Raw genomic sequence first — 23,828 nt, forward strand, 5'->3', positions numbered from 1 at the left:
TTCAAAATGGGCAGCAAAGGGGATGTGCGGTGAATTTGATGGCCCCTTCGCGGGCAAGCCTCGCTTCTACAGGTCGGTGTGATCTGTAGGAGCGAGGCTTGCCCGCGAAGACGGACTCTCAGTCGATGAAGACTACGCGCCAGGTACGAAGTGCTTCTGCGCCGTACCACGGGCAATCAATCGGGAGATGTAGTCGAGCTTTTGCGCATCCTGATCGACAAAGCGGAAGGTCAGTTGCAGCCAGTCGCTGTCGGGTTTCGGTTCAAACGCGACGATGGCGTGCAGGTAGCCATTGAGGCGAGCAACTTCAGCGTTGTCGCCCTGCTCCAGATCAAGCACGGCGCTGTCGAGGACTTGCGGCAACGTGTCGGTGCGCTTCACCACCAGCAGCGCTTCCTTGATGCTCAAGGCTTTGATCACGCACTGCTGAATGCCGCCTGGCAAACGCAACTGGCCTTGACCTCGACCGCTGGCCGGTGCGGAAGCAGCGACCGGCGCCTTGACCGGTGGGCTGTTGAGCAAACCGCGCGAAGGGGCTGCCGCCGGTGCGGGAGCTGAGACCACGGCCGCCTTGCCGCCGGTCAACGCGCTCAGGGAATCATTGCCGAAGGCCGAGTTCATTTTGGTTGGCGCACCGTTCATCAAGGCGTCGAGCTTGCCGACCTTGTTGAGCGCTTGCTTGACCTTGGTCAGCAGTTGTTCGTTGGTGAAGGGCTTGCTGACGTAGCCGGAAACGCCGGCCTGAATCGCCTGGACCACGTTCTCCTTGTCGCCACGGCTGGTCACCATCACGAAGGGCATGGTCTTGAGGTTGTCCTGCTCGCGGCACCAGGTCAGCAGTTCCAGGCCAGACATTTCCGGCATCTCCCAGTCGCACAACACCAGGTCGAACGCTTCCTTGGCCAGCATGGCCTGAGCCTTTTTGCCGTTGATGGCATCTTCGGTCCGGATCCCCGGGAAGTAGTTACGCAGGCACTTCTTTACCAGGTCACGAATGAATGCCGCATCGTCCACCACCAACACACTGATCTTGCTCATCCATCACCCCTCGAAAAAATCCCGGCAAGCATACCGTTTTGCTGATGGCACATTGCCAAAAACCTTCAGTCACGCCGGGACTTTTCGTTCGCGGGTGCTGCTTTTGAAGTCGAAAACCACACAAAAAAACGCCCGGCCAAAGGACCGGGCGTTTTTCTTGGGCAGTCTTACTTATCGTCAGCTTTGCCCGGAACATTAGCGGTTTCGCCACTTGTGCCTTCAACTTCTTCTTTCATGCGCTTGAGGCCCAGGTGACGCACGTCCGTGCCGCGCACCAGATAAATCACCAGCTCCGAGATGTTGCGTGCGTGGTCGCCGATGCGTTCCAGCGAACGCAGTACCCAGATAATGCTCAAGACCCGCGAGATAGAGCGCGGGTCTTCCATCATGTAGGTCGCCAGCTCACGCAGTGCGGTCTTGTATTCGCGGTCGATGATCTTGTCGTACTGGGCCACCGACAACGCCAGGTCGGCATCGAAACGGGCAAAGGCGTCCAGCGCGTCACGCACCATGTTGCGCACCTGGTCGCCGATGTGGCGAACCTCGACGTAACCGCGCGGGGCCTCGCCTTCTTCGCACAACTGGATGGCGCGGCGGGCGATCTTGGTCGCTTCGTCACCGATGCGCTCCAGGTCGATCACCGACTTGGAGATGCTGATGATCAGACGCAAGTCAGACGCCGCCGGCTGACGGCGGGCCAGAATGCGCAGGCATTCTTCGTCGATGTTGCGTTCCATCTGGTTGATCTGGTCGTCGATCTCACGAACCTGCTGGGCCAGGCCGGAGTCGGCCTCGATCAGCGCGGTCACCGCGTCGTTGACCTGCTTTTCCACCAGACCGCCCATGGCCAGGAGGTGGCTGCGCACTTCCTCGAGCTCGGCGTTGAACTGCGCGGAGATGTGATGGGTAAGGCCTTCTTTACTAATCATGTTGGCGTCCTTGGAGCGTCCGGTTAGGTGCGGTGGACCGCAGCGTCAATTCAGTGAGCAACTACAGCTTCCTAGCCGTAACGACCGGTGATGTAGTCTTCGGTCTGCTTCTTCGCCGGATTGGTGAACAGGGTGTCGGTATCGCCGAATTCCACCAGTTTGCCCATGTACATGAACGCCGTGTAATCGGAAACCCGCGCGGCCTGTTGCATGTTGTGGGTCACGATGACGATGGTGAATTTCGATTTCAATTCGTAGATCAGCTCTTCGACTTTCAACGTCGAGATCGGGTCGAGTGCCGAGCACGGTTCGTCGAGCAGCAGCACTTCCGGCTCCACGGCGATGGTACGGGCGATCACCAGACGTTGTTGCTGGCCACCGGACAGGCCGAGTGCCGACTCATGCAGACGGTCTTTGACTTCGTCCCACAGCGCCGCGCCTTTCAACGCCCACTCGACCGCTTCGTCGAGGATGCGTTTTTTGTTGATGCCCTGGATGCGCAGGCCGTAAACCACGTTTTCGTAGATGGTTTTCGGGAACGGGTTCGGCTTCTGGAACACCATGCCGACGCGACGACGCAGTTCGGCGACGTCTTCGCCCTTGCGGTAGATGTTGTTGCCGTACAGGTTGATTTCACCTTCTACGCGGCAACCGTCGACCAGGTCGTTCATGCGGTTGAAGGTCCGCAGCAGCGTGGACTTGCCGCAGCCGGACGGACCGATGAAGGCGGTTACGCGTTGTTTCGGGATGTTCAGGCTGACGTCGTACAGCGCTTGTTTATCGCCGTAGTACAGGTTCAGGCCCGGTACTTCGATGGCCACGGTTTCCTGCTCAAGGCTCAGGCTCTGCTTGTCGCGACCCAGCGCAGACATGTTGATGCCGTGGGTATGTGCTTCGTGCTGCATGGGAGGCTCCCTGTGCTAACAAATTCGGTTCGGTTTGCCGCTGGCCTCACAAAAATGGGCCAGCGGTGTTGCCTTCTGTAGGGGCCAGGCTTGCCGGCGAAGGCGTCCTTGAAATCGCCTTCGCCGGCAAGCCTGGCTCCTACAGGGGGGGCGGTGATTAGCTATCCAGCGCTTTGTACTTCTCGCGCAGATGGTTTCGGATATAAACGGCCGACAGGTTGAGCGTCGCGATCACCAGCACCAGCAGCAGCGCCGTGGCGTACACCAGCGGTCGCGCAGCTTCGACGTTCGGGCTCTGGAAGCCGACGTCATAGATGTGGAAGCCCAAGTGCATGATCTTCTGATCCAGGTGAAGGTACGGGTAGTTGCCGTCCAGTGGCAGCGACGGTGCCAGTTTCACCACACCCACCAGCATCAGCGGCGCCACTTCACCGGCGGCGCGCGCCACGGCGAGGATCATGCCGGTCATCATCGCCGGGCTGGCCATCGGCAGCACGATCTTCCACAAGGTTTCAGCCTTGGTCGCGCCGAGGGCCAACGAGCCTTCACGCACCGTGCGAGGGATCCGCGCCAGGCCTTCTTCGGTGGCCACGATCACCACCGGCACCGCCAGCAGCGCCAGGGTCAGGGACGCCCAGAGTAGACCCGGCGTGCCGAAAGTCGGCGCCGGCAATGCTTCAGGGAAGAACAACCGGTCGACCGAACCGCCCAGCACATAGACGAAGAAGCCCAGACCGAACACGCCGTAAACGATCGCCGGAACACCCGCGAGGTTGTTCACCGCGATGCGGATCAAGCGCGTCATTGCGTTCTGTTTCGCATATTCACGCAGGTAAACCGCTGCCAACACGCCGAACGGGGTCACGATCATCGCCATGATCAACGTCATCATCACGGTGCCGAAAATCGCCGGGAAGATCCCGCCTTCGGTGTTCGCTTCACGCGGGTCGTCGCTCAAGAACTCCCAGACCTTGCTGAAGTAGAAGCCGATCTTGGTGAAGGTGCCCATGGCGTTCGGCTGAAAGGCGTGAACCACTTTGCCAATGCCGATTTCGACTTCTTTGCCATTGGCATCGCGGGCCGTCAGGCTGTCGCGGTTGAACTGGGCGTGCAGGTCGTTCAGGCGTGCTTCGATGTCCTGATAACGCGCGTTCAGTTCGGCGCGCTCGGACTCCAGGTCCGCTTGCGCGGCGGCGTCGAGCTGGCCGGCCAGTTCCAGTTTGCGACCGTGCAGACGCACACGTTCCAGACCGGCGTTGATCGCGCCGATGTCGACCTTTTCCAGGGTCTTGAGCTGAGCCGCGAGCTGGTTGACGCGAGCAACACGGGCCTGCAACTCGGGCCATGCGGCTTCGCCTTCAGCGATGACTTTGCCGTCCTGCTTGACGTTGACCAGGTAGCCGTAGAAGTTGCCCCACTCGCGACGCTCGATGGCCATCAGCTCGGGTGGCGTCTTCTGGTTGGTCAGCCACTCGCCGACGATCCAGGTGAAGTCGTTGCCGTTCAGGTCACGGTTGCCAACCTTGATCAACTCGCGGGTCATGAACTCCGGGCCCTGATCGGGCACCGGCAGGCCAGCGCTTTTCAGGCGCTCGCGCGGCACTTCTTCTTTCTGCACCACTTCGCCGATGACGAGGTGGTTGGCTTGGCCCGGCACGTTGTAACTGGCGTGCACCAGGTCCGCCGGCCAGAAGTGGCCCAGACCGCGCACGGCAATCACCGCCAGCAAGCCAATGGTCATGATGACCGCGATGGACACCGCGCCACCGCTGATCCAGACGCCGGGGGCGCCGCTCTTGAACCATCCTTTCAGGGAGTTCTGTTTCACAGACTTCTACCTTTCTTAAAGCGACGAGTATTTCTTGCGCAGACGCTGACGAATCAGTTCTGCGAGGGTGTTCATGACGAAGGTGAACAACAGCAGCACCAGTGCCGAGAGGAACAGCACGCGGTAGTGGCTGCCGCCGACTTCCGATTCGGGCATTTCCACCGCGACGTTGGCGGCCAGGGTGCGCAGGCCTTCGAACAGGTTCATTTCCATGACCGGCGTGTTACCGGTGGCCATCAGCACAATCATGGTTTCACCCACCGCACGGCCCATGCCGATCATCAGCGCCGAGAAGATGCCCGGGCTGGCGGTGAGGATCACCACCCGCGTCATGGTCTGCCACGGCGTGGCACCGAGGGCCAGCGAGCCGAGGGTCAGGCCGCGAGGCACACTGAACACGGCGTCTTCGGCGATGGAGTAGATGTTCGGGATCACCGCGAAGCCCATGGCCAGACCGACTACCAGAGCGTTGCGCTGGTCGTAGGTGATGCCCAGGTCGTGGGAGATCCACATGCGCATGTCGCCGCCGAAGAACCAGGTTTCCATGTACGGGCTCATGTACAGCGACAACCAACCCACAAACAGAATCACCGGGATCAGGATCGCGCTTTCCCAGCCGTCCGGCACTTTCAGGCGGATGGACTCAGGCAGGCGGCTGAAGACGAAACCGGCGACCAGAATACCAATCGGCAAGAGCATCAGCAGGCTGAAGATGCCCGGCAAATGCCCTTCCACATAGGGCGCGAGGAACAGGCCGGCGAAGAAACCGAGGATCACCGTCGGCATCGCCTCCATCAGCTCGATCACCGGTTTGACCTTGCGGCGCAAGCTTGGGGCCATGAAGTACGCGGTGTAGATCGCAGCAGCGACGGCCAGCGGTGCGGCCAACAGCATGGCGTAGAACGCGGCTTTCAGGGTACCGAAGGTCAGCGGCGACAAGCTCATCTTCGGTTCAAAGTCAGTGTTGGCAGCGGTCGATTGCCAGACGTATTTAGGTTCGTCGTAGTTCTCGTACCAGACCTTGCTCCACAACGCGCTCCACGAAACTTCCGGGTGCGGATTGTCCAGCAGCAGCGGCTGCACCTTACCGTTAGCCTCGACGATGATACGGTTGGCACGCGGCGACATGCCGAAAATGCCTTGGCCTTCCACCACCTGATCGACCAGCAACGTGCGGTGAGCGGTACTGTGAAAGACGCCAAGCTTGCCGGATGCGTCGAGGGCTACGAAGCCTTTGCGACGCTCTTCAGCACTGATCTCAACAATCGGCGTAGTGCCCATCTGGAAGGTACGAATCTGCTTCAGACGCAGTTCGCCGTCCGGGTCGCGAGCCATGAACCACTGGGCCAGACCACCTTTGGAGTCACCGAGGATCAGCGAGATACCGCCCACCAACTGGGTGCTGGCGGTAATCTCGGCATCGCCGTTCTCAAGCAGCTTGTAGCGACCGTTGAGGCTCTTGTCGCGCAGGCTGAACACGTCAGCCTGAGCACGACCGTTGATGACGTACAGCCACTGCTGACGCGGGTCGACGAAGATGTTCTTCACCGGCTCGCTCATCTGCGGCAGATCGATACGCTTCTGCTCGTTGGTGACTTCGCCGGTCATCATGTTTTCTTCGCTGGTTAGCGACAAAACATTGAGTTGAGACCCGGTGGAGCCGACCAGCATCAGGGTCGTATCGTTGGCGTTGAGGCTGACATGCTCCAGCGCACCGCCCGCCTCGTTCAGCGCAATCGGGGTTTCGCCATACGGGTATTCGATGGCTGGCGAGATGGTCTTCTTGCCGTCCGGGTAGCTGACCTTGTACGTGTGACGGAACACCAGCGCCTGACCGTTGGACAAGCCAACCGCTACCAGCGGATGGCCGGGTTGGTCTTCAGCAATGGACGTGACCGTGGTGCCCGCCGGGATCGGCAGATCGACGCGCTTGAGTTCGGCGCCACTGTCGATATCGAAGAACAACGCCTGGCCCTTGTCGGAAACCCGCATGGCGACCTGGTTCTGTTCTTCCAGGGAGATCATCAACGGCTTGCCGGCGTCTTGCATCCAGGCGGGCGTGATGGCGTCTTGGGCGGTCAGGTCGGCGCCCTGAAACAGCGGCGCGACGACGTAGCCGAGGAAGAAAAAGATCAGCGTGATCGCGCCGAGAACTGCGAGGCCGCCCACGAGGACGTACCAGCGGGTCAGGCGATCCTTGAGCGCGCGGATGCGGCGCTTGCGTTGCAGCTCAGGCGTATTGAAATCAATTCGCTTGGGGGGATTAGTAGTCATGGTGGAATTGGCCAGATCATTCATGCGCACACCCTAGCGATCCTGTATGACAGAAAGATGACAATGCGGTGACGCAACGAATCCACCGCCAGCGGGAACTGGCAGTGGACCGGAAATTTGGGGGCCGGCGTACCGGCATTTGTAGGAGCAGAGCTTGCTCGCGAAGGCGTCATTACATTCAACATCAATGCTGACTGAACCACGGCTTTCGCGGGCAAGCCTCGCTCCTACAGAGTCCGGGTTTATCCCGGACTCAGGGTGTTACTTCTTTGCGACGTTGCCGCCTTCTTGCAGACCCAGGTCAGCCAGTGCTTTTGCAGCAACCTTGGCTGGCAGTGGGATGTAACCGTCTTTCACTACAACTTCCTGACCCTGTTTGGACAGAATCAGTTTCACGAACTCGGCTTCCAGCGGGGCCAGAGGCTTGTTCGGGGCTTTGTTGACGTAAACGTAGAGGAAACGCGACAGAGGGTACTTGCCGTTCAGGGCGTTTTCTTCGGTGTCTTCGATGAACTCGGTGCTGCCTTTCTTGGCCAGGGCCACCGTCTTCACGCTAGCGGTTTTGTAGCCGATACCCGAGTAACCAACACCGTTCAGCGAAGAGCTGATCGACTGCACGACCGAAGCCGAACCTGGTTGTTCGTTGACGTTTGGCTTGTAGTCGCCTTTGCACAGGGCTTCTTCTTTGAAGTAGCCGTAGGTGCCGGATACCGAGTTACGACCGAACAGTTGAACCGGCTTGTTGGCCAGGTCGCCGGTCACGCCCAGATCACCCCAGGTTTTCACGTCGGTTTTAGCACCGCACAGACGAGTCGAGGAGAAGATCGCGTCGACTTGCTCCATGGTCATGTGCTGGATCGGGTTGTCTTTGTGCACGAAGACAGCCAAGGCGTCCACGGCAACCGGGATAGCGGTTGGCTTGTAGCCGTATTTGGTTTCGAAGGCTTGCAGCTCGTTGTCCTTCATCTTGCGGCTCATCGGGCCCAGGTTAGCGGTGCCTTCAGTCAGCGCAGGTGGCGCGGTAGAAGAACCGGCAGCCTGAATCTGGATGTTTACGTTCGGGTATTCTTTTTTGTAGTTCTCAGCCCACAGGGTCATGAGGTTGGCCAGGGTATCGGAGCCGACGCTGGACAGGTTGCCCGACACACCAGTGGTCTTGGTGTAGCTCGGGATAGCAGGGTCAACAGCGGCAACCGCGTTGGCAGTCGCAACGCCAGCAGCGACAAAAGTCATTGCCGCCATCAAACGCTTCAGTTTCATGCCTTACTCCTAGCAGATAGGGTGTGTTAGTCGGGGCCAAGTATCGGCAGGCCGTGTGAACACTCTATGGCTGAAATATGACAATTAGATGAAAGGCCAGCATTGGATGTTTTAAGGAATACCGCGTCATCTTTCGTCGCGAGCAAGACCGCTCCCACACTGGATCTACACCTGAACACAGAGTTTGTGTCCAATTGAGTCGAATGTGGGAGCGGGCTTGCTCGCGAAGGGGCCAGTGCGCTGAATGAAAGAAGTGGTTTATCGACCCTTCTTCCAAAGATACGCACCCACCAGAATCCCGACCCCGCAAATAATCGCCACGTAATAGGCAGGCCCCATCGGGCTTTCCTTCAGAAGCAGCGTCACCACCATCGGCGTCAAACCACCGAAAATCGCATAGGCCAGGTTGTAGGAGAACGACAGCCCGCTAAACCGGACCACCGCCGGAAAGGCTTTGACCATCACGTAGGGCACTGCACCAATAGTCCCGACCAGCAGACCGGTCAGGGCGTACATCGGGAACAGCCAGTCCGGGTGATTGAACAGGCTGTGATAGAACGTCCACGAGCTGAACAATAACGCCGCACTGCCAAACACGAACACTCGACCCGCACCGAAACGGTCAGCCAGGGCACCGGAAACCACGCAGCCCACGCTCAGGAACACAATCGCCAGGCTGTTGGCCTGCAACGCCGTGGTCGGCGAGAAGTGGTAAACGGTCTGCAGCACGGTCGGGGTCATCAGAATGACCACGATGATGCCGGCGGACAGTAGCCAGGTCAGCAACATGGAAATCAGAATCGCACCGCGGTGGTCACGCAACACGGCACGTAGCGGCACTTCTTCGGCCAGGGCCTTGCGCAGTTGCAGTTCGGCGAACACCGGGGTCTCGTGCAACCAGCGGCGCAGATACACCGAGAACAGGCCAAACACACCGCCCAGCAGGAACGGGATCCGCCAGGCGTAATCGGACACTTCCAGCGGGGTGTAAATGCTGTTGATCGCAGTGGCGACCAACGAACCCAGGAGGATGCCCGCCGTCAGACCGCTCGTCAGGGTGCCGCAGGCATAACCGATATGACGCGCAGGCACGTGTTCGGAAACGAATACCCACGCACCCGGTACTTCACCGCCAATCGCCGCGCCTTGAATCACCCGCATCAGCAGCAGCAGGATCGGCGCCCACATGCCGATCTGCGCATAGGTCGGCAGCAGGCCCATGATCAGGGTCGGCACCGCCATCATGAAAATGCTCAACGTGAACATCTTCTTGCGACCCAACAGGTCGCCGAAATGCGCCATCACAATGCCGCCCAACGGACGAGCAAGGTAGCCGGCGGCGAAGATGCCGAACGTCTGCATCAGGCGCAGCCACTCGGGCATGTCCGCCGGGAAGAACAGTTTGCCCACCACCGTGGCGAAGAACACGAAGATGATGAAGTCGTAAAACTCCAGCGCGCCGCCCAGGGCGGAGAGCGATAACGTCTTGTAGTCGTTGCGGGTCAACGGGCGTGCGGGCTGGGTCGGCTGCGCGATGCTAGAGGGCGCTGTGGTCATGGCAAGGGCTTCTCTTATAGTCGGATCTGCAACCCCAACAACGCTGGCGAGGGCTTGGGCAGGTCCGGCACGATAGCAAATTGTTCGAAAAAGCACATAGAGGTGCGAATTTGACGGTCAAAATGAGAACCGGACGGTCGTCTCGGAGTCTACCGACCGATATACTCGCTGCGTTGCAGCATGTGTAAGGGGTTGCTGTGCGAAAACGCGCTGGCTGTCAGGCAATGTAATTGCGTGGTTCAGTCGCTTTCGCAGAGTTTCCCTTTAGGCGCCTTACGAAAAACGTGACGAACGCGGTATGTTCGGGCTGAATCGTTTTTCCTTGAGACGGCTATTCACCTGAAGTACTTATGAAGAGTCACGGGTCAGAGGCACCCCCGGCATGATAGAGCTCGAACAAGAAGATCCAATTCCGCAAGGCGACCTGGCCCTGCAAATCACCGCGCTTCCGCGTGAAACCAACGGCTTCGGCGATATTTTCGGCGGCTGGCTGGTGGCACAGATGGATTTGGCCGGCACCGCAATGGCCAGCAAAGTCGCTGGCGGACGCGTGGCGACCGTGGCGATTGATCGCATGGCGTTCCTGGTCCCCGTGGCGGTGGGCGCTCAGCTTTCCTTCTATACCCAGGCGCTGGAAATCGGCCGCAGCTCAATTCAGATGATGGTCGAAGTCTGGAGCGACGATCCGCTGTCCAGCGAGTGGCGTAAAGTGACTGAAGCCGTGTTTGTGTTTGTCGCGATCGATGGCAGCGGCCGTACTCGTTCGGTTCCGCCACGCGCGCGTTAAACACTGCGACCTTTACGCGGTCCATTGCAGTCATTGTTCCTGATCGAGAGTTGCCCCATGAGCACGCCCAACGTTGAAGCCGTGAAACTGGATGAACTGAACTGCTGGCGCATCCGCCACGGTCAGGCCGAATTGCTGGTCGCCCAGCAAGGCGCGCACATCCTCAGTTATCAATTGGCCGGCCAACCGCCGCTGATATGGCTCAACGACGAGGCCGTATTCAAGACCGGCAAGAGCATCCGTGCCGGCGTGCCGGTGTGCTGGCCGTGGTTCGGCAATTTCCCGCGCAACCCGCAAAGTGTCCAGGCGATGCGCGTCAGCAACGAACCACCGACCGCCCACGGTTTCGTCCGGGCGATGGATTGGGAATTGGGCGGCATAGAAGCCGAGGGTGAGAGCCTGAAGGTGGAATTCATCCTGCCCTACCCCGAAGGCGGCTTTCCGGGCTGGCCGCATCAGGTGGATCTGAAGTTGAGCATCCGTCTGGATGAGCAACTGCATATCAACCTGACCAGCCACAATCAGGGCACCGATACCGTCACCCTCAGCCAGGCGCTGCACAGTTACTTCGCCGTCAGCGATGTGCGCACTGTGCATGTCGAAGGGCTGGATGGTTTGAGCTATATCGAAACGCTGGATGACTGGAAAACCGTCACCCAGGCCGGTGATTTGCATTTTGCTGGTGAGACCGACCGCATTTACCTCAATGCCCCGCCGAAGCTGAATATTGTGGACCCGGCCTGGGAACGGCGCATCGAGCTGACCAGCAGCGGTTCGCGCACGGCGGTGATCTGGAACCCGTGGATCGAACGCGCCGCGGCGTTCAGCGACATGGCCGACGATGGCTGGCAGAAGATGCTGTGCATCGAGACGGCGAATGTGATGGATGACGTGGTGACACTGGCGCCGGGTGCCAGTCATACCTTGGGCGTGAGCATCGCCAGCGCACCTCTCTAAACAACACCATAAATCCCTGTGGGAGCGGGCTTGCTCGCGAAGAGGCCGTAACATTCAACATCATCGTTGGCTGTTACACCGCCTTCGCGAGCAAGCCCGCTCCCACATTTGGATCACCTACAAATCTGATTCCTGCACCACCCGCACCTTCGCCGCATCCAGCGCATACGCCGCGTCAGCCAAATCGTTATTGACCTTCTCGACCTTCAGCGTGCCCGTCACCCACAGCGGTGTGTATATATCGTCCAGCTTCAAACCCTTCGGATAACGCACCAGCACCAACTGATTGGGTGGCGGTGGCGGCACGTGGATGCAGGCGCCCGGGTACGGCACAAGGAAGAACAACGTGCTGCGGCCCTTGGCGTCGGACTCCAGCGGCACCGGGTAACCTCCGATCCGGATGTTCTTGTCGTTCATCGACGGCACGGTTTTGGTCGAATACATCACCGCCGGCAAGCCCTTGCTCTGCTTCATGCCACCTTTTTCGGTAAAGGTGCCATCGCCTTCCGGGGAGTTGTGGTCGATTTCGGGCATGGCCTCGAGGGCTTTCTGGTCCGACTTGGGCATCAGTTCGAGCCAGTCGGTTTCCGGCAGTTCGCCGGCATGGGCCAAACCGCTGCCCAAAAGGAGGAGAGTCAAAAAAAGACGGCGCATGGAGGTGCTCGGTAAGGAAAGGACTGTTGAACGCCGAGCATTCTAGCCCTCCCCGCGCGCGCCGCAGAGAGGACTTTGTCGCTTGAATCAGTTCTTTCTGATCAAGCCGTAGACCACCAGCAACACCACCGCGCCGACCAGCGCACCGATGAAGCCTGCACCTTCGCCCGCGTGATAGATGCCCAAAGCCTGGCCGCCGTAAGTGGCCGCCAGCGAACCGCCGATACCGAGCAGGATGGTCATGATCCAGCCCATGCTGTCATCGCCCGGTTTCAGGAACCGAGCCAGGAGGCCGACGATCAAGCCGATAAAGATGGTTCCGATAATTCCCATGGCACTTCCCTCTGATTGAATGGCAATGCCCAAAGCCTAGACAGACTTTGGCATCCTGCCATGAGAGAACGACGGCCCCTGAATGGTTCCGCCGCTGCCACATGAAACTGTTTATTCGGCGATGAGCGCTTCGACCTTGAGTATCTGCGCGGCCAGTGTTTCGCGGTTTGCACAACGCAGGTTGGCGTGACCGACCTTGCGGCCGACTTTGAACGCCTTGCCATAGTGGTGCAGATGGCAATCGGCGATGGCCAGGACCTTCTCGGTCTCCGGCACTTTACCGATGAAGTTGAGCATCGCGCTCTCGCCAACCTTGGCCGTCGAACCCAGCGGCAGGCCAGCAACGGCTCGCAGGTGGTTTTCGAACTGGCTGCACTCGGCGCCTTCGGTGGTCCAGTGGCCGGAGTTGTGCACCCTCGGGGCGATTTCGTTGGCCTTGAGGCCACCGTCGACTTCGAAGAACTCGAACGCCATCACGCCGACGTATTCCAGCTGTTTGAGCACACGGCTCGAGTAGTCTTCGGCCAGCGCTTGCAGCGGGTGGTCGGTACTGGCCACGGACAGCTTGAGAATGCCGCTGTCGTGGGTGTTGTGAACCAGCGGATAGAACTTCGTTTCACCATCGCGAGCACGCACGGCGATCAGCGAGACTTCGCCGGTGAACGGCACGAAGCCTTCCAGCAGGCAGGCCACGCTACCCAGTTCGGCGAAGGTGCCGACCACGTCTTCCGGTTTGCGCAGGACCTTCTGGCCCTTGCCGTCGTAACCCAGGGTGCGGGTTTTCAGCACGGCCGGAAGACCGATCGACGCGACAGCGGCGTCCAGGTCGGCTTGCGATTGAATGTCGGCGAACGCCGGGGTTGGAATCCCCAGGTCCTTGAACATGCTCTTCTCGAACCAGCGATCACGGGCGATGCGCAGGGCTTCGGCGCTCGGGTAGACCGGGACGAATTGCGACAGGAAAGCGACGGTTTCGGCCGGGACGCTTTCGAACTCGAAGGTCACCAGATCGACTTCATCAGCCAGCTGACGCAGGTGGTCCTGATCGCCGTAATCGGCCCGCAGGTGTTCGCCCAACGCGGCTGCGCAAGCATCCGGTGCCGGGTCCAGGAAAGCGAAGTTCATGCCCAGCGGAGTGCCCGCCAACGCCAACATGCGACCCAACTGGCCGCCACCGATTACACCGATCTTCATCGTCAACAACCTCAGGCGATGCGTGGGTCTGGATTTTCCAGGACGCTGTCTGTCTGCTCAGCGCGGAATTTTTTCAGCACCGCGTGGAACTGCGGGTGCTTGGCGCCGAGGATACTCGCCGACAGCAAGGCGGCGTTGATCGCGCCGGCCTTGCCGATGGCCAAGGTGGCAACCGGAATGCCCGCTGGCATCTGCACGATCGAGAGCAGCGAATCGACGCCCGAGAGCATCGACGACTGCACCGGAACGCCCAGCACCGGCAGGTGGGTCTTGGCCGCACACATGCCAGGCAAGTGGGCCGCGCCACCGGCACCGGCGATGATCACCTCGATGCCACGCGCCTCGGCCTCTTCGGCGTACTGGAACAGCAGATCCGGGGTGCGGTGGGCAGAGACCACTTTCACCTCGTAAGGAATGCCGAGCTTTTCCAGCATATCGGCGGTGTGGCTAAGGGTGGACCAATCGGACTTGGAGCCCATGATCACGCCAACCAGTGCACTCATCGTCGTGCCTCTTCTCTCTGGGCGCCCGCAGGCGCGTCAAAAACAACAAGCCACGCAGAAATGCGTGGCTTGATTGTACGAAAAATGGCCGGACGAACCGGCCGAAGGCCGCGCAGTATACCTCAATGAAGCAGATAAACAGCCCCCGAAACGACCATCTGTCATACGGCGCAAAGTGCCGGTTTTATTGACTCTGAGGTCAGCCAAAAACAGCGTAAATCTACCCCGATCCTGTAGGAGCCAGGCTTGCCGGCGAAGGCGATCTTGCGGACGCCTTCGCCGGCAAGCCTGGCTCCTACAAAACATCATTGACCGGTTGTGCCTTGCGCCGCGCCCCCCTCAAGCTTGCGCCACAACAACCGCACGTTCGCCTTGCGCACCAGCGCGCAGCGATACAGGCGAATCTCCAGCGGCACGTGCCATTGCGGGCCGCCACAGACCACCAGTTCACCACGCGCCAGTTCGGCGCGCACGCTGAGCTGCGGCACCCAGGCAATCCCCAACCCCTCGAGGGCCATGCTTTTCAGGCTGTCGGCCATGGCGGTCTCATAAATGGTGGTGAAGCGCAGCGCACGCTGGCGCAGCAGCATGTTCACCGAACGCCCGAGAAACGCACCGGCGCTGTAAGCGAGCAACGGCACGCTGGCCTCGCCTTCCAGGTCGAACAATGGTTTGCCGTCGGCATCCGCTGCGCACACTGGCAGCATCTCGGTATGGCCAAGGTGCAGCGACGGGAAGATTTCCGGGTCCATCTGCAAGGCCGCGTCCGGGTCATAGAACGCGAGCATCAAGTCGCAACCCCCTTCGCGCAGCGCATGCACCGCGTCACCGACGTTAGTCGCCACCAACCGCGTGGCGATGTTCAAGCCTTCATTGCGCAACTGCGCGATCCAGCGCGGAAAGAAACCCAATGCCAATGAGTGAGCGGCAGCCACTTGCATCACTTCGCCCTGCCCGCCTTCCAGGTGATGAAGGTGGCGCAGCACTTCGCCGAGCTGTTCGACCACGGTCCGCGCGGTCACCAAAAACAACTGCCCCGCCGCCGTCAGTTCGACAGGCGTGCGCGAGCGGTTGACCAACGTCAGCCCCAACGCGGCTTCCAGGCTGCGGATTCGGCGGCTGAACGCGGGCTGCGTTACGAAGCGGCGTTCCGCAGCCTGGGAGAAGCTGCGGGTGGCGGCCAAGGCGCTGAAGTCCTCGAGCCATTTACTTTCCAGATTCATCACGTCCTCCCGGACACGCACCAAATTAGGTCACACGCTCGCCGCACACACGGCGTCACACAGACATTATGCCGAATGTGCATAGGCCAGTGTTTAACAGCATTGGCCGAAAATTCTCCACAAGCCTAGCATTTGCAGCGTTCCGGCACAGACCGGGTCCATATCGAGATGATTTCTATCATGTCCTCCGCTGCATCTTTCCGCACAGAAAAAGACCTGCTTGGCGTACTCGAAGTACCTGCTCAAGCGTATTACGGCATCCAGACCCTGCGAGCGGTGAACAACTTCCGTCTCTCCGGCGTTCCGATTTCGCATTACCCGAAGCTGGTCGTCGGTCTGGCGATGGTCAAACAGGCCGCCGCTGACGCCAACCGCGAACTGGGTCACCTGAGCGAAGCCAAGCACGCTGCCATCAGCGAAGCCTGTGCACGTTTGATCCGCGGTGATTTCCACGAAGAGTTCGTGGTGGACATGATTCAGGGCGGCGCTGGCACTTCAACCAACATGAATGCCAACGAAGTCATCGCCAACCTCGCGCTGGAGGCCATGGGTCACCAGAAGGGCGAGTACCAATACCTGCACCCGAACAACGACGTGAACATGGCGCAGTCGACCAACGACGCCTACCCGACCGCGATCCGTCTGGGTCTGCTTTTAGGTCACGACGCGCTGCTGGCCAGCCTCGACAGCTTGATCCAGGCGTTCGCTGCCAAAGGTGTTGAGTTCAGCCACGTATTGAAGATGGGCCGTACCCAGCTGCAAGACGCCGTGCCGATGACCCTGGGCCAGGAATTCCGCGCCTTCGCCACTACCCTGAGCGAAGACCTGGCACGCCTGAAAACCCTGGCCCCGGAATTGCTGACCGAAGTGAACCTGGGCGGCACCGCGATCGGCACCGGCATCAACGCCGACCCGCGTTATCAGCACCTGGCCGTTCAGCGCCTGGCCCTGATCAGCGGTCAACCGCTGGTTCCGGCGGCCGACCTGATCGAAGCCACTTCCGACATGGGCGCCTTCGTGCTGTTCTCCGGCATGCTCAAGCGCACCGCGGTCAAGCTGTCGAAGATCTGCAACGACCTGCGCCTGCTGTCCAGCGGCCCACGCACCGGCATCAATGAAATCAACCTGCCAGCGCGTCAGCCAGGCAGCTCGATCATGCCCGGCAAGGTCAACCCGGTTATCCCGGAAGCGGTTAACCAGGTTGCATTCCAGATCATCGGCAACGACCTGGCCCTGACCATCGCAGCCGAAGGCGGCCAGTTGCAACTGAACGTGATGGAGCCGCTGATCGCCTTCAAGATCTTCGACTCGATCCGCCTGCTGCAACGCGCCATGGACATGCTGCGCGAGCACTGCATCGTCGGCATCACCGCCAACGAAGAGCGCTGCCGCGAACTGGTCGAACACTCGATCGGTCTGGTCACCGCGCTGAACCCGTACATCGGCTATGAAAACGCCACCCGCATCGCCCGTATCGCCCTTGAAAGCGGCCGCGGCGTGCTGGAGCTGGTGCGCGAAGAAGGCTTGCTCGACGACGAAATGCTCGCCGACATCCTGCGCCCGGAAAACATGATTGCTCCGCGTCTGGTTCCGCTTAAAGCCTGATCCGACGCGTTACTTGTAGCACCGCTCACCAGGTCGAGGGACTAGACACCTCTCACCTTTTGAGGGCTTGGGGATTTATTCCCCAAGCCCTTTTTTTTAACTTTTGAAAGGACAACCGTCTTCTGTAGGAGTGAGACCGGCTTGCCGGCGATGCGGGCACCGCGGTATTTCAGTTGCACCGCGTTATCGTTCATCGCGAGCAGGCTCACTCCTACAAAGGCCTGACTCAAAAAAGTCAGGTGTTTCAAAGGCTTCGATTCATCGCTTGCACCACAACCGTGCAGACGGACGGCACGCTCATAGGTATAGTGCCGCCCCTCTTCGCGTGAGCGGTCGTCGGTAACGAGGCCCAAACCCATGCGAAACCCGAACTAATAACAAACCTGCGAAATGGGACCGGGACGAATACACGCCTCATCTGTTGTGCCACGCGCACAGCGGTGTAACGCGATGTTTCTGCCCGTCCAACATTTGCCTACACAAAAAACAGCGAGGAATAATCCATGCTCGAAGTCATTAACGACTTCCTCTCAGGGAAAGTACTGATCGTGCTCATTGTCGGGCTCGGTAGCTACTTCACGATCCGCTCGCGTTTCGTTCAATTGCGTCACTTCTTCCACATGTTCGCGGTATTCCGCGACAGCCTGAAAAGCAGCGCCGGGCAACTCAGTTCGTTCCAGGCCTTGATGCTCAGCCTCGCCGGCCGTGTCGGCGCGGGTAACATCGCCGGTGTTGGTATCGCCGTGACCCTGGGTGGTCCGGGTGCGGTGTTCTGGATGTGGGTAACCGCACTGGTCGGCATGTCCAGCAGCTTCTTCGAATGTTCCCTCGGCCAGCTCTACAAGCGCTGCGATTCCGACGGCACGTACCGTGGCGGCCCGTCCTATTACATCCAGCACGGCCTGCAGAAACGCTGGCTGGGCATGATCATGGCGTTCCTGCTGCTGATCACCTTCGGCTTCGCCTTCAACGGTCTGCAATCCCACGCCGTGACCCACTCGCTGAACAACGCTTTCGGCCTCGACACCACCTACACAGGCCTGGCCCTGGCGGTGTTGCTCGGCCTGGTGTTCATCGGCGGGATCAAGCGCATCGCCAAGGTCGCTGACCTGCTGGTGCCGGTGAAAACCCTGGTGTACATCGGCGTGACCATCTATGTGATCGTGCTGCAATTCGACCACGTTCCGGCGATGCTGATGACCATCGTCAAAAGCGCCTTCGGTCTGGATCAAGCCTTCGGCGGCCTGATCGGCAGCGCCATCGTCATGGGCGTGAAGCGCGGCGTGTTCGCCAACGAAGCAGGCCTTGGCAGTGCGCCAAACGTGGCTGCGGTCGCGTCGGTCGAGCACCCGGTGGCACAGGGTGTGGTTCAGGCGTTCAGCGTGTTCCTCGACACCTTCGTGATCTGCACCTGCACCGCGCTGCTGATCCTGCTCTCGGGCTTCTACACTCCGGGCTTCGAAGGCGACGGCATTGCCCTGACCCAGAACTCGCTGGCTGCCGTAGTCGGTGACTGGGGCCGCAGCTTCATTTCCGTGGCGTTGTCGTTGTTCGTCTTCACCTCGATCCTCTACAACTACTACCTGGGCGAGAGCAACTTGCGCTTCCTGATCGGTGAAAACCGCAAGGCGCTGATCGGCTACCGCGTGCTGGTGCTGGTACTGATCTTCTGGGGCGCGATCGAAAACCTCGGCACGGTGTTCGCCTTCGCCGACATCACCATGACCATGCTCGCGTTCGTGAACCTGATCGCGCTGTTCCTGCTGTTCAAGGTCGGCATGCGTATCCTGCGCGACTACGACGACCAGCGCGCCGCCGGGATCAAGACGCCGGTGTTCGACTCGAGCAAGTTCCCGGACCTGGATCTGGACTTGAACGCCTGGCCAGCCAATCCGCCGGCCGCTGCTCCAAAGGCAGAAGCCGAGCTGCAAGGCGTACCCGCAGCGCAACGCTGATGGGTAAACGACGGGCGCATCCTCTGCGCCCGTCAGTTAAAGTGCACAACTTGTGGGAGCGAGCCTGCTCGCGATAGCGGACTGGCAGGCGACACATCGGTGTCTGATGTACCGCTATCGCGAGCAGGCTCGCTCCCACATGTCATCTCTTGCGGAGACTTTCCCATGGTTCCCAACTCCTACCCTGCCGCCCAGCACGTCATGGTGCTCTACACCGGCGGCACCATCGGCATGCAAGCCAGCGCCAATGGCCTGGCCCCGGCGTCCGGTTTTGAAGCGCGGATGCGCGAGTATCTGCACAGCCAGCCTGACCTTGTCGTGCCGCAGTGGCGCTTTCGTGAAATGTCGCCGCTGATCGACAGCGCCAACATGAGCCCGGCGTACTGGCAGCAACTGCGTGAAGCGGTGGTCGACGCCGTTGATGTCCAGGGCTGCGACAGTGTGTTGATCCTGCACGGCACCGACACCCTCGCCTACAGCGCCGCCGCGATGAGTTTTCAATTGCTCGGCCTGAATGCCCGCGTGGTGTTCACCGGCTCGATGCTGCCGGCCGGCGTGACCGACAGCGATGCCTGGGAAAACCTCAGCGGTGCGCTGGTTGCCCTGGGCCATGGCCTGGCGCCGGGCGTGCATCTGTACTTCCACGGCGAACTGCTGGACCCGACCCGTTGCGCGAAAGTCCGCAGCTTCGGGCGCCATCCGTTCAAGCGGCTGGAGCGTCAGGGCGGTGGTGTGAAGGTCACTTCGCTGCCGGCTCAATTGCATTACAACCAGAGCAAGGAACTGGCGAAAGTCGCGGTGCTGCCATTGTTTCCCGGTATCGGCGCCGAGCAACTTGATGGCGTGCTGAACAGCGGCATTCAAGGCCTGGTGCTGGAGTGCTACGGCAGCGGCACCGGGCCGAGCGACAACCCTGAATTTCTCGCCGCTCTGGAGCGGGCGCGGGACAAAGGTGTGGTTGTTGTCGCCGTCACCCAATGCCACGAAGGTGGCGTTGAGCTGGATGTCTACGAGGCCGGTAGCCGGTTGCGTGGTGTTGGCGTGCTGTCGGGTGGCGGTATGACCCGTGAAGCGGCGTTCGGTAAGTTGCATGGGTTGTTGGGTGCCGGGCTGGACACCGCTGAAGTGCGACGACTAATCGAGCTCGACCTCTGCGGCGAACTCAGCTGACACACCGCAGGACCTGTAGGAGCGAGGCTTGCCCGCGAAGGGGTCTTCGAATACGCCAAAAGCTTCGCGGGCAAGCCTCGCTCCTACAGGTTCAGTTCCCGGCATACAACTTGCTGCCGTTCCAGCATCCCAAGGCTGGAACACCCATGCTCCACTCCCACCTCACCACCCTCAACGCCGTCTCCCTGGTGCTCAACACCTTCAAGGCCGAAGGCTTGTCCAGCGAAGCGCTGCTCGCGGGAAGTGGCATCAGCGCGGCGGATCTGAGCCGGGCGGACACGCGCATCACCACCAACCAGGAGATGCAGGTCTGCGCCAACGCGGTCGCGCTCAAGCGTGATATCGGCCTGGAACTGGGCCGGCGGATGCACGTTTCGTCCTACGGCATGCTCGGTTATGCGCTGCTCACCTGTGCCACCTTCGGTGACGCTTTGCGGTTGGCGATGCGTTTTCCGGCGCTGTTGGGAACACTTTTCGAGTTGAGCCTGGCAGAGGACGGCGAGCGCATCTGGTTCGTGGCCGCCGATTACCGGGAGAGCCCGGCGCTGGCGGTGTTCAACGCCGAGTTCTGCCTGGTGTCGTTGAAAGTCATTTGCGACGACCTGCTTGGGCACCCGCTGCCATTGCTCGCGGCTCGCCTGGAACATGCCGCGCCGGATTATCAGGCGACCTACGCCGAACACTTCAACTGCCCACTGCACTTCGACGCGCGCGATAACGCCTTCGCCTTCGACAAGCGCTGGCTCGACCAGCCTTTGCCGCTGGCCGATGTCATCACCCATCAGGCCATGGTCGACCGCTGCCGCAAGCAGAACACCGAATTCACCGGGCGTCAGGCGTGGCTGGGGCGGATTCGGCAGTTGCTCCGTGCGCAACTGAACGCAGCGCCAGGGCTGGAAGGTTTGGCCCTACAGATGAATTGTTCAGCGCGCACCTTGCGCCGCCATCTCAAGGACCTGGGGTGCAGCTATCAGGAATTGCTCGATGAGTTACGCTTCGAGCAGGCCAAGTTGATGCTTTGCGAAGATCAGCTGCCGATCTACCGGATCGCCGAGGCGCTGGGTTTCAGCGAAACTGCGAGTTTCCGCCATGCGTTTGTGCGCTGGAGTGGTGTGGCGCCGAGTCAGTTCCGCCCTTGACCCCCAACTCTCTGTAGGAGCGAGGCTTGCCCGCGAAGGCGTCTTCAAGTACGCCAAAGGCTTCGCGGGCAAGCCTCGCTCCTACAGGGGTGAGTGCCCAACACCGGGGCACAGTCGTGCCAACAAGGGGCGAATTTCGGTCAAACTTTTTGGCCATATCAATCCCCTTTTGGCCTTTCCTGCCGTTCTCCGAATCGGGCTGCGCCGCAAGACTGTGTTCAACCGAATCAGCCTGCGGAGAACAAGAAATGCTGACGATCTACTCGGACGATCACCACCTGCACCACGGCCGTTGTGAACTGATGGACGGGCAACTGATGCCCTGCTTCGAAATGCCCTCGCGGGCCGACCATGTGCTGCAACGTGTGCAAACGCAACACCTCGGCCCGGTCGAAGCGCCGCAGGATTTCGGCCTCGACCCGATCGCGCGCATCCACAGCCGCGACTACCTCGAGTTCTTCAAAGGCGCCTGGGCGCGCTGGACCGAATTCAATACCGACGGCGACTTGCTGCCCTACACCTGGCCAGCCCGCACCTTGCGCCGGATTATCCCCACCAGCCTGCACGGCCAGCTCGGCTATTACAGCTTCGACGGCGGCGCCCCGATCACCGCCGGCACTTGGCAAGCGGCATACAGCGCGGCGCAAGTGGCCCTCACCGCGCAAGCGGCCATCCAGCGTGGCGCTCGCAGTGCTTTCGCGCTGTGCCGCCCACCGGGACATCACGCCGCCAGCGACTTGATGGGCGGTTATTGCTACCTCAACAACGCGGCCATCGCCGCTCAGGCGTTCCTCGATCAGGGCCACAAAAAGGTCGCGATCCTCGACGTCGACTACCACCACGGCAACGGCACCCAATCGATTTTCTACGAACGCAGCGATGTGCTGTTCACCTCGATTCACGGCCACCCGGAAGCCGAATTTCCGTTCTTCCTCGGCTATGAAGACGAGCTCGGCGAAGGCGCCGGCGAAGGCTTCAACTTCAACTACCCTTTGCCGGCCGGCAGCGGCTGGGACAGCTGGAGTGCAGCACTGGAACAAGCCTGCAACGAGATCGAAAAATACGGCGCTGATATCGTCGTCGTGTCCCTGGGTGTCGATACGTTCAAGGACGATCCCATCTCCCAGTTCAAGCTCGACAGCCCGGATTACCTGGCCATGGGCGCGCGCATCGCGAAGCTCGGCAAGCCGACGCTGTTCGTGATGGAAGGCGGTTACGCGGTAGAAGAAATCGGCATCAATGCCGTGAACGTTCTCGAAGGTTTTGAAAGCGCCCAATGAGGAATTAGAACAATGAACAGACTCACGCGTTTTATCGCACCGGTACTGTGCGCCACGGTACTCGGTGGCGCCGCCCACGCTGAAGAGCGAACGTTGCGCGTCTACAACTGGTTCGACTACATCACTCCCAAGGCGCTGGAAGACTTCAAGGCGCAGAACACCCAGACCAAACTGGTCTACGACATCTTCGACACCAACGAAGCACTCGAGGCCAAGCTGCTGACCGGCAACTCCGGCTACGACGTGGTGGTGCCGTCCAACGTGTTCCTCGCCAAGCAGATCGAAGCCGGCGTGTTCCAGCCGCTGGACCGCAGCAAATTGCCGAACTGGAACCACCTCGATCCGAAGCTGATGAAACTGCTCGAAGGCAACGACCCGGGCAACAAATTCGCCGTGCCGTACATGTACGGGACCATCCTGATCGGCTTCAACCCGGACAAGGTCAAAGCCGCGCTGGGCGACAATGCGCCGGTGGACAGCTGGGACCTGATCTTCAAGGAAGAGAACATCAGCAAGCTCAAGCAGTGCGGCGTCGCCCTGCTCGATTCGCCGTCGGAGATCCTGCCGCTGGCCCTGCAACACCTCGGCCTGGACCCCAACAGCAAGAAGCCGGCGGACTACGAAAAGGCTGAAGCGCTGTTGATGAAAATCCGTCCGTACATCACCTACTTCCACTCCTCCAAATACATGGCGGACATTGCCAACGGCGACATCTGCGTCGCGGTCGGTTATTCCGGCAGCTTCTCCCAGGCCGCCAACCGCGCCAAGGAAGCCAAGAACGGTGTGGTCGTCGACATGCGCCTGCCCAAAGAAGGCGCGCCAATCTGGTTCGACATGCTCGCGATCCCTAAAGGCGCGAAGAACCCGGAAGACGCCTACACCTTCATCAACTACCTGCTGCAACCCCAGGTGATCGCACCGGTCAGCGATTTCGTCGGCTACCCGAACCCGAACAAGGACGCCACGGAAATGGTCGACCCGGCGATCCGCAACAACCCGAACCTGTACCCGACCGAAACGGCGATGGGCACGCTGTACATCCTGCAACCGTTGCCGCGCGATGCCGAACGTGCGCGGACCCGGGTCTGGACCAAGATCAAGTCCGGGACCTGATACCCGACTGAAAACCGAAGACCCGCGGCGACGCGGGTCTTTTTTTTGCCTGCAATATTTATGTACCACCCGACTGCTTGGGCCGCCCGATACCTTTTCCCGATTCCGCGCTGCGCAATCAGCA

At 60.3% G+C, this 23,828-nt stretch carries 21 protein-coding genes; 8 read left to right on the forward strand and 13 right to left on the reverse strand.

The window, feature by feature from the left end; all coding sequences use genetic code 11:
* Positions 1-132 precede the first annotated feature (132 nt).
* From ACA051_RS29280 to ACA051_RS29310, 7 genes are all read right to left on the reverse strand, one after another.
* Positions 133-1,038: a response regulator gene (locus ACA051_RS29280; protein WP_497306486.1), complete on the reverse strand. Its 906-nt coding sequence runs from the start codon at positions 1,036-1,038 to the stop codon at positions 133-135.
* A 167-nt stretch (positions 1,039-1,205) separates the two neighbouring features.
* A complete protein-coding gene (phoU, locus tag ACA051_RS29285) occupies positions 1,206-1,967 on the reverse strand; it encodes a phosphate signaling complex protein PhoU (RefSeq protein WP_008150055.1) in 762 nt (253 codons plus the stop codon).
* Positions 1,968-2,038: 71 nt separating this feature from the next.
* Positions 2,039-2,872, reverse strand: a complete 834-nt coding sequence (pstB, locus tag ACA051_RS29290) for a phosphate ABC transporter ATP-binding protein PstB (protein WP_497306487.1) — start codon at positions 2,870-2,872, stop codon at positions 2,039-2,041.
* Between the two features lie 157 nt (positions 2,873-3,029).
* A complete protein-coding gene (gene pstA, locus ACA051_RS29295) occupies positions 3,030-4,700 on the reverse strand; it encodes a phosphate ABC transporter permease PstA (RefSeq protein ID WP_497372886.1) in 1,671 nt (556 codons plus the stop codon).
* 15 nt (positions 4,701-4,715) lie between these two features.
* On the reverse strand, positions 4,716-6,998 hold the full coding sequence (locus tag ACA051_RS29300; RefSeq protein ID WP_497306491.1) for an ABC transporter permease subunit: 2,283 nt from the start codon (positions 6,996-6,998) through the stop codon (positions 4,716-4,718).
* 237 nt (positions 6,999-7,235) lie between these two features.
* A complete protein-coding gene (locus tag ACA051_RS29305) occupies positions 7,236-8,234 on the reverse strand; it encodes a phosphate ABC transporter substrate-binding protein PstS family protein (protein ID WP_497269450.1) in 999 nt (332 codons plus the stop codon).
* Positions 8,235-8,492: 258 nt separating this feature from the next.
* Positions 8,493-9,791, reverse strand: coding sequence for an MFS transporter (locus ACA051_RS29310; protein ID WP_497306493.1), 1,299 nt, complete (start codon positions 9,789-9,791; stop codon positions 8,493-8,495).
* Between the two features lie 382 nt (positions 9,792-10,173).
* On the opposite strand from ACA051_RS29310, the gene ACA051_RS29315 reads away from it, so the two are divergent.
* Entirely contained in the window at positions 10,174-10,578 is a 405-nt protein-coding gene (locus ACA051_RS29315) for an acyl-CoA thioesterase (protein ID WP_007896491.1), read from the forward strand.
* A gap of 57 nt (positions 10,579-10,635) precedes the next feature.
* Positions 10,636-11,535 carry a D-hexose-6-phosphate mutarotase gene (locus ACA051_RS29320; RefSeq protein WP_497306495.1) on the forward strand — a complete coding sequence of 300 codons (900 nt, stop codon included), beginning with the start codon at positions 10,636-10,638 and terminating at the stop codon, positions 11,533-11,535.
* Positions 11,536-11,652: 117 nt separating this feature from the next.
* On the opposite strand, the gene ACA051_RS29325 is transcribed toward ACA051_RS29320, so the two are convergent.
* From ACA051_RS29325 to ACA051_RS29345, 5 genes are all read right to left on the reverse strand, one after another.
* Positions 11,653-12,189 (reverse strand): DUF3299 domain-containing protein, encoded by a 537-nt coding sequence (locus ACA051_RS29325; RefSeq protein WP_497372888.1) that lies wholly within the window; start codon positions 12,187-12,189, stop codon positions 11,653-11,655.
* Positions 12,190-12,276: 87 nt separating this feature from the next.
* Positions 12,277-12,522 (reverse strand): GlsB/YeaQ/YmgE family stress response membrane protein, encoded by a 246-nt coding sequence (locus tag ACA051_RS29330; protein ID WP_497306498.1) that lies wholly within the window; start codon positions 12,520-12,522, stop codon positions 12,277-12,279.
* A 111-nt stretch (positions 12,523-12,633) separates the two neighbouring features.
* A complete protein-coding gene (locus tag ACA051_RS29335; RefSeq protein WP_438659681.1) occupies positions 12,634-13,716 on the reverse strand; it encodes a 5-(carboxyamino)imidazole ribonucleotide synthase in 1,083 nt (360 codons plus the stop codon).
* An 11-nt stretch (positions 13,717-13,727) separates the two neighbouring features.
* A complete protein-coding gene (gene purE / locus ACA051_RS29340; protein WP_008150032.1) occupies positions 13,728-14,219 on the reverse strand; it encodes a 5-(carboxyamino)imidazole ribonucleotide mutase in 492 nt (163 codons plus the stop codon).
* A gap of 305 nt (positions 14,220-14,524) precedes the next feature.
* On the reverse strand, positions 14,525-15,442 hold the full coding sequence (locus tag ACA051_RS29345) for a LysR substrate-binding domain-containing protein (RefSeq protein WP_497306500.1): 918 nt from the start codon (positions 15,440-15,442) through the stop codon (positions 14,525-14,527).
* Between the two features lie 180 nt (positions 15,443-15,622).
* Here ACA051_RS29345 and aspA point away from each other — a divergent pair, with 180 nt between their 5' ends.
* Entirely contained in the window at positions 15,623-17,047 is a 1,425-nt protein-coding gene (aspA, locus tag ACA051_RS29350) for an aspartate ammonia-lyase (RefSeq protein ID WP_497306502.1), read from the forward strand.
* Positions 17,048-17,088: 41 nt separating this feature from the next.
* Here the strand turns inward: aspA and ACA051_RS29355 are convergent, their stop codons facing one another.
* Positions 17,089-17,406 (reverse strand): hypothetical protein, encoded by a 318-nt coding sequence (locus ACA051_RS29355; RefSeq protein ID WP_497372890.1) that lies wholly within the window; start codon positions 17,404-17,406, stop codon positions 17,089-17,091.
* Positions 17,407-17,550: 144 nt separating this feature from the next.
* Between ACA051_RS29355 and ACA051_RS29360 the strand changes: the two genes are divergently transcribed.
* The 5 genes from ACA051_RS29360 (at position 17,551) to ACA051_RS29380 (ending at position 23,704) form a co-directional block, all read left to right on the forward strand.
* Positions 17,551-19,002: an alanine/glycine:cation symporter family protein gene (locus tag ACA051_RS29360; protein WP_497306506.1), complete on the forward strand. Its 1,452-nt coding sequence runs from the start codon at positions 17,551-17,553 to the stop codon at positions 19,000-19,002.
* Positions 19,003-19,167: 165 nt separating this feature from the next.
* Complete coding sequence (locus ACA051_RS29365) at positions 19,168-20,172, forward strand: asparaginase (RefSeq protein ID WP_497306508.1); 1,005 nt, start codon at positions 19,168-19,170, stop codon at positions 20,170-20,172.
* 146 nt (positions 20,173-20,318) lie between these two features.
* Positions 20,319-21,311, forward strand: coding sequence for an AraC family transcriptional regulator (locus ACA051_RS29370; protein WP_497306510.1), 993 nt, complete (start codon positions 20,319-20,321; stop codon positions 21,309-21,311).
* Positions 21,312-21,559: 248 nt separating this feature from the next.
* Complete coding sequence (locus tag ACA051_RS29375; RefSeq protein ID WP_497306512.1) at positions 21,560-22,591, forward strand: histone deacetylase family protein; 1,032 nt, start codon at positions 21,560-21,562, stop codon at positions 22,589-22,591.
* Between the two features lie 12 nt (positions 22,592-22,603).
* Positions 22,604-23,704 carry a polyamine ABC transporter substrate-binding protein gene (locus tag ACA051_RS29380; RefSeq protein WP_497372892.1) on the forward strand — a complete coding sequence of 367 codons (1,101 nt, stop codon included), beginning with the start codon at positions 22,604-22,606 and terminating at the stop codon, positions 23,702-23,704.
* Positions 23,705-23,828: the final 124 nt, after the last annotated feature.

The organism is Pseudomonas sp. LBUM1669, from assembly GCF_059695705.1.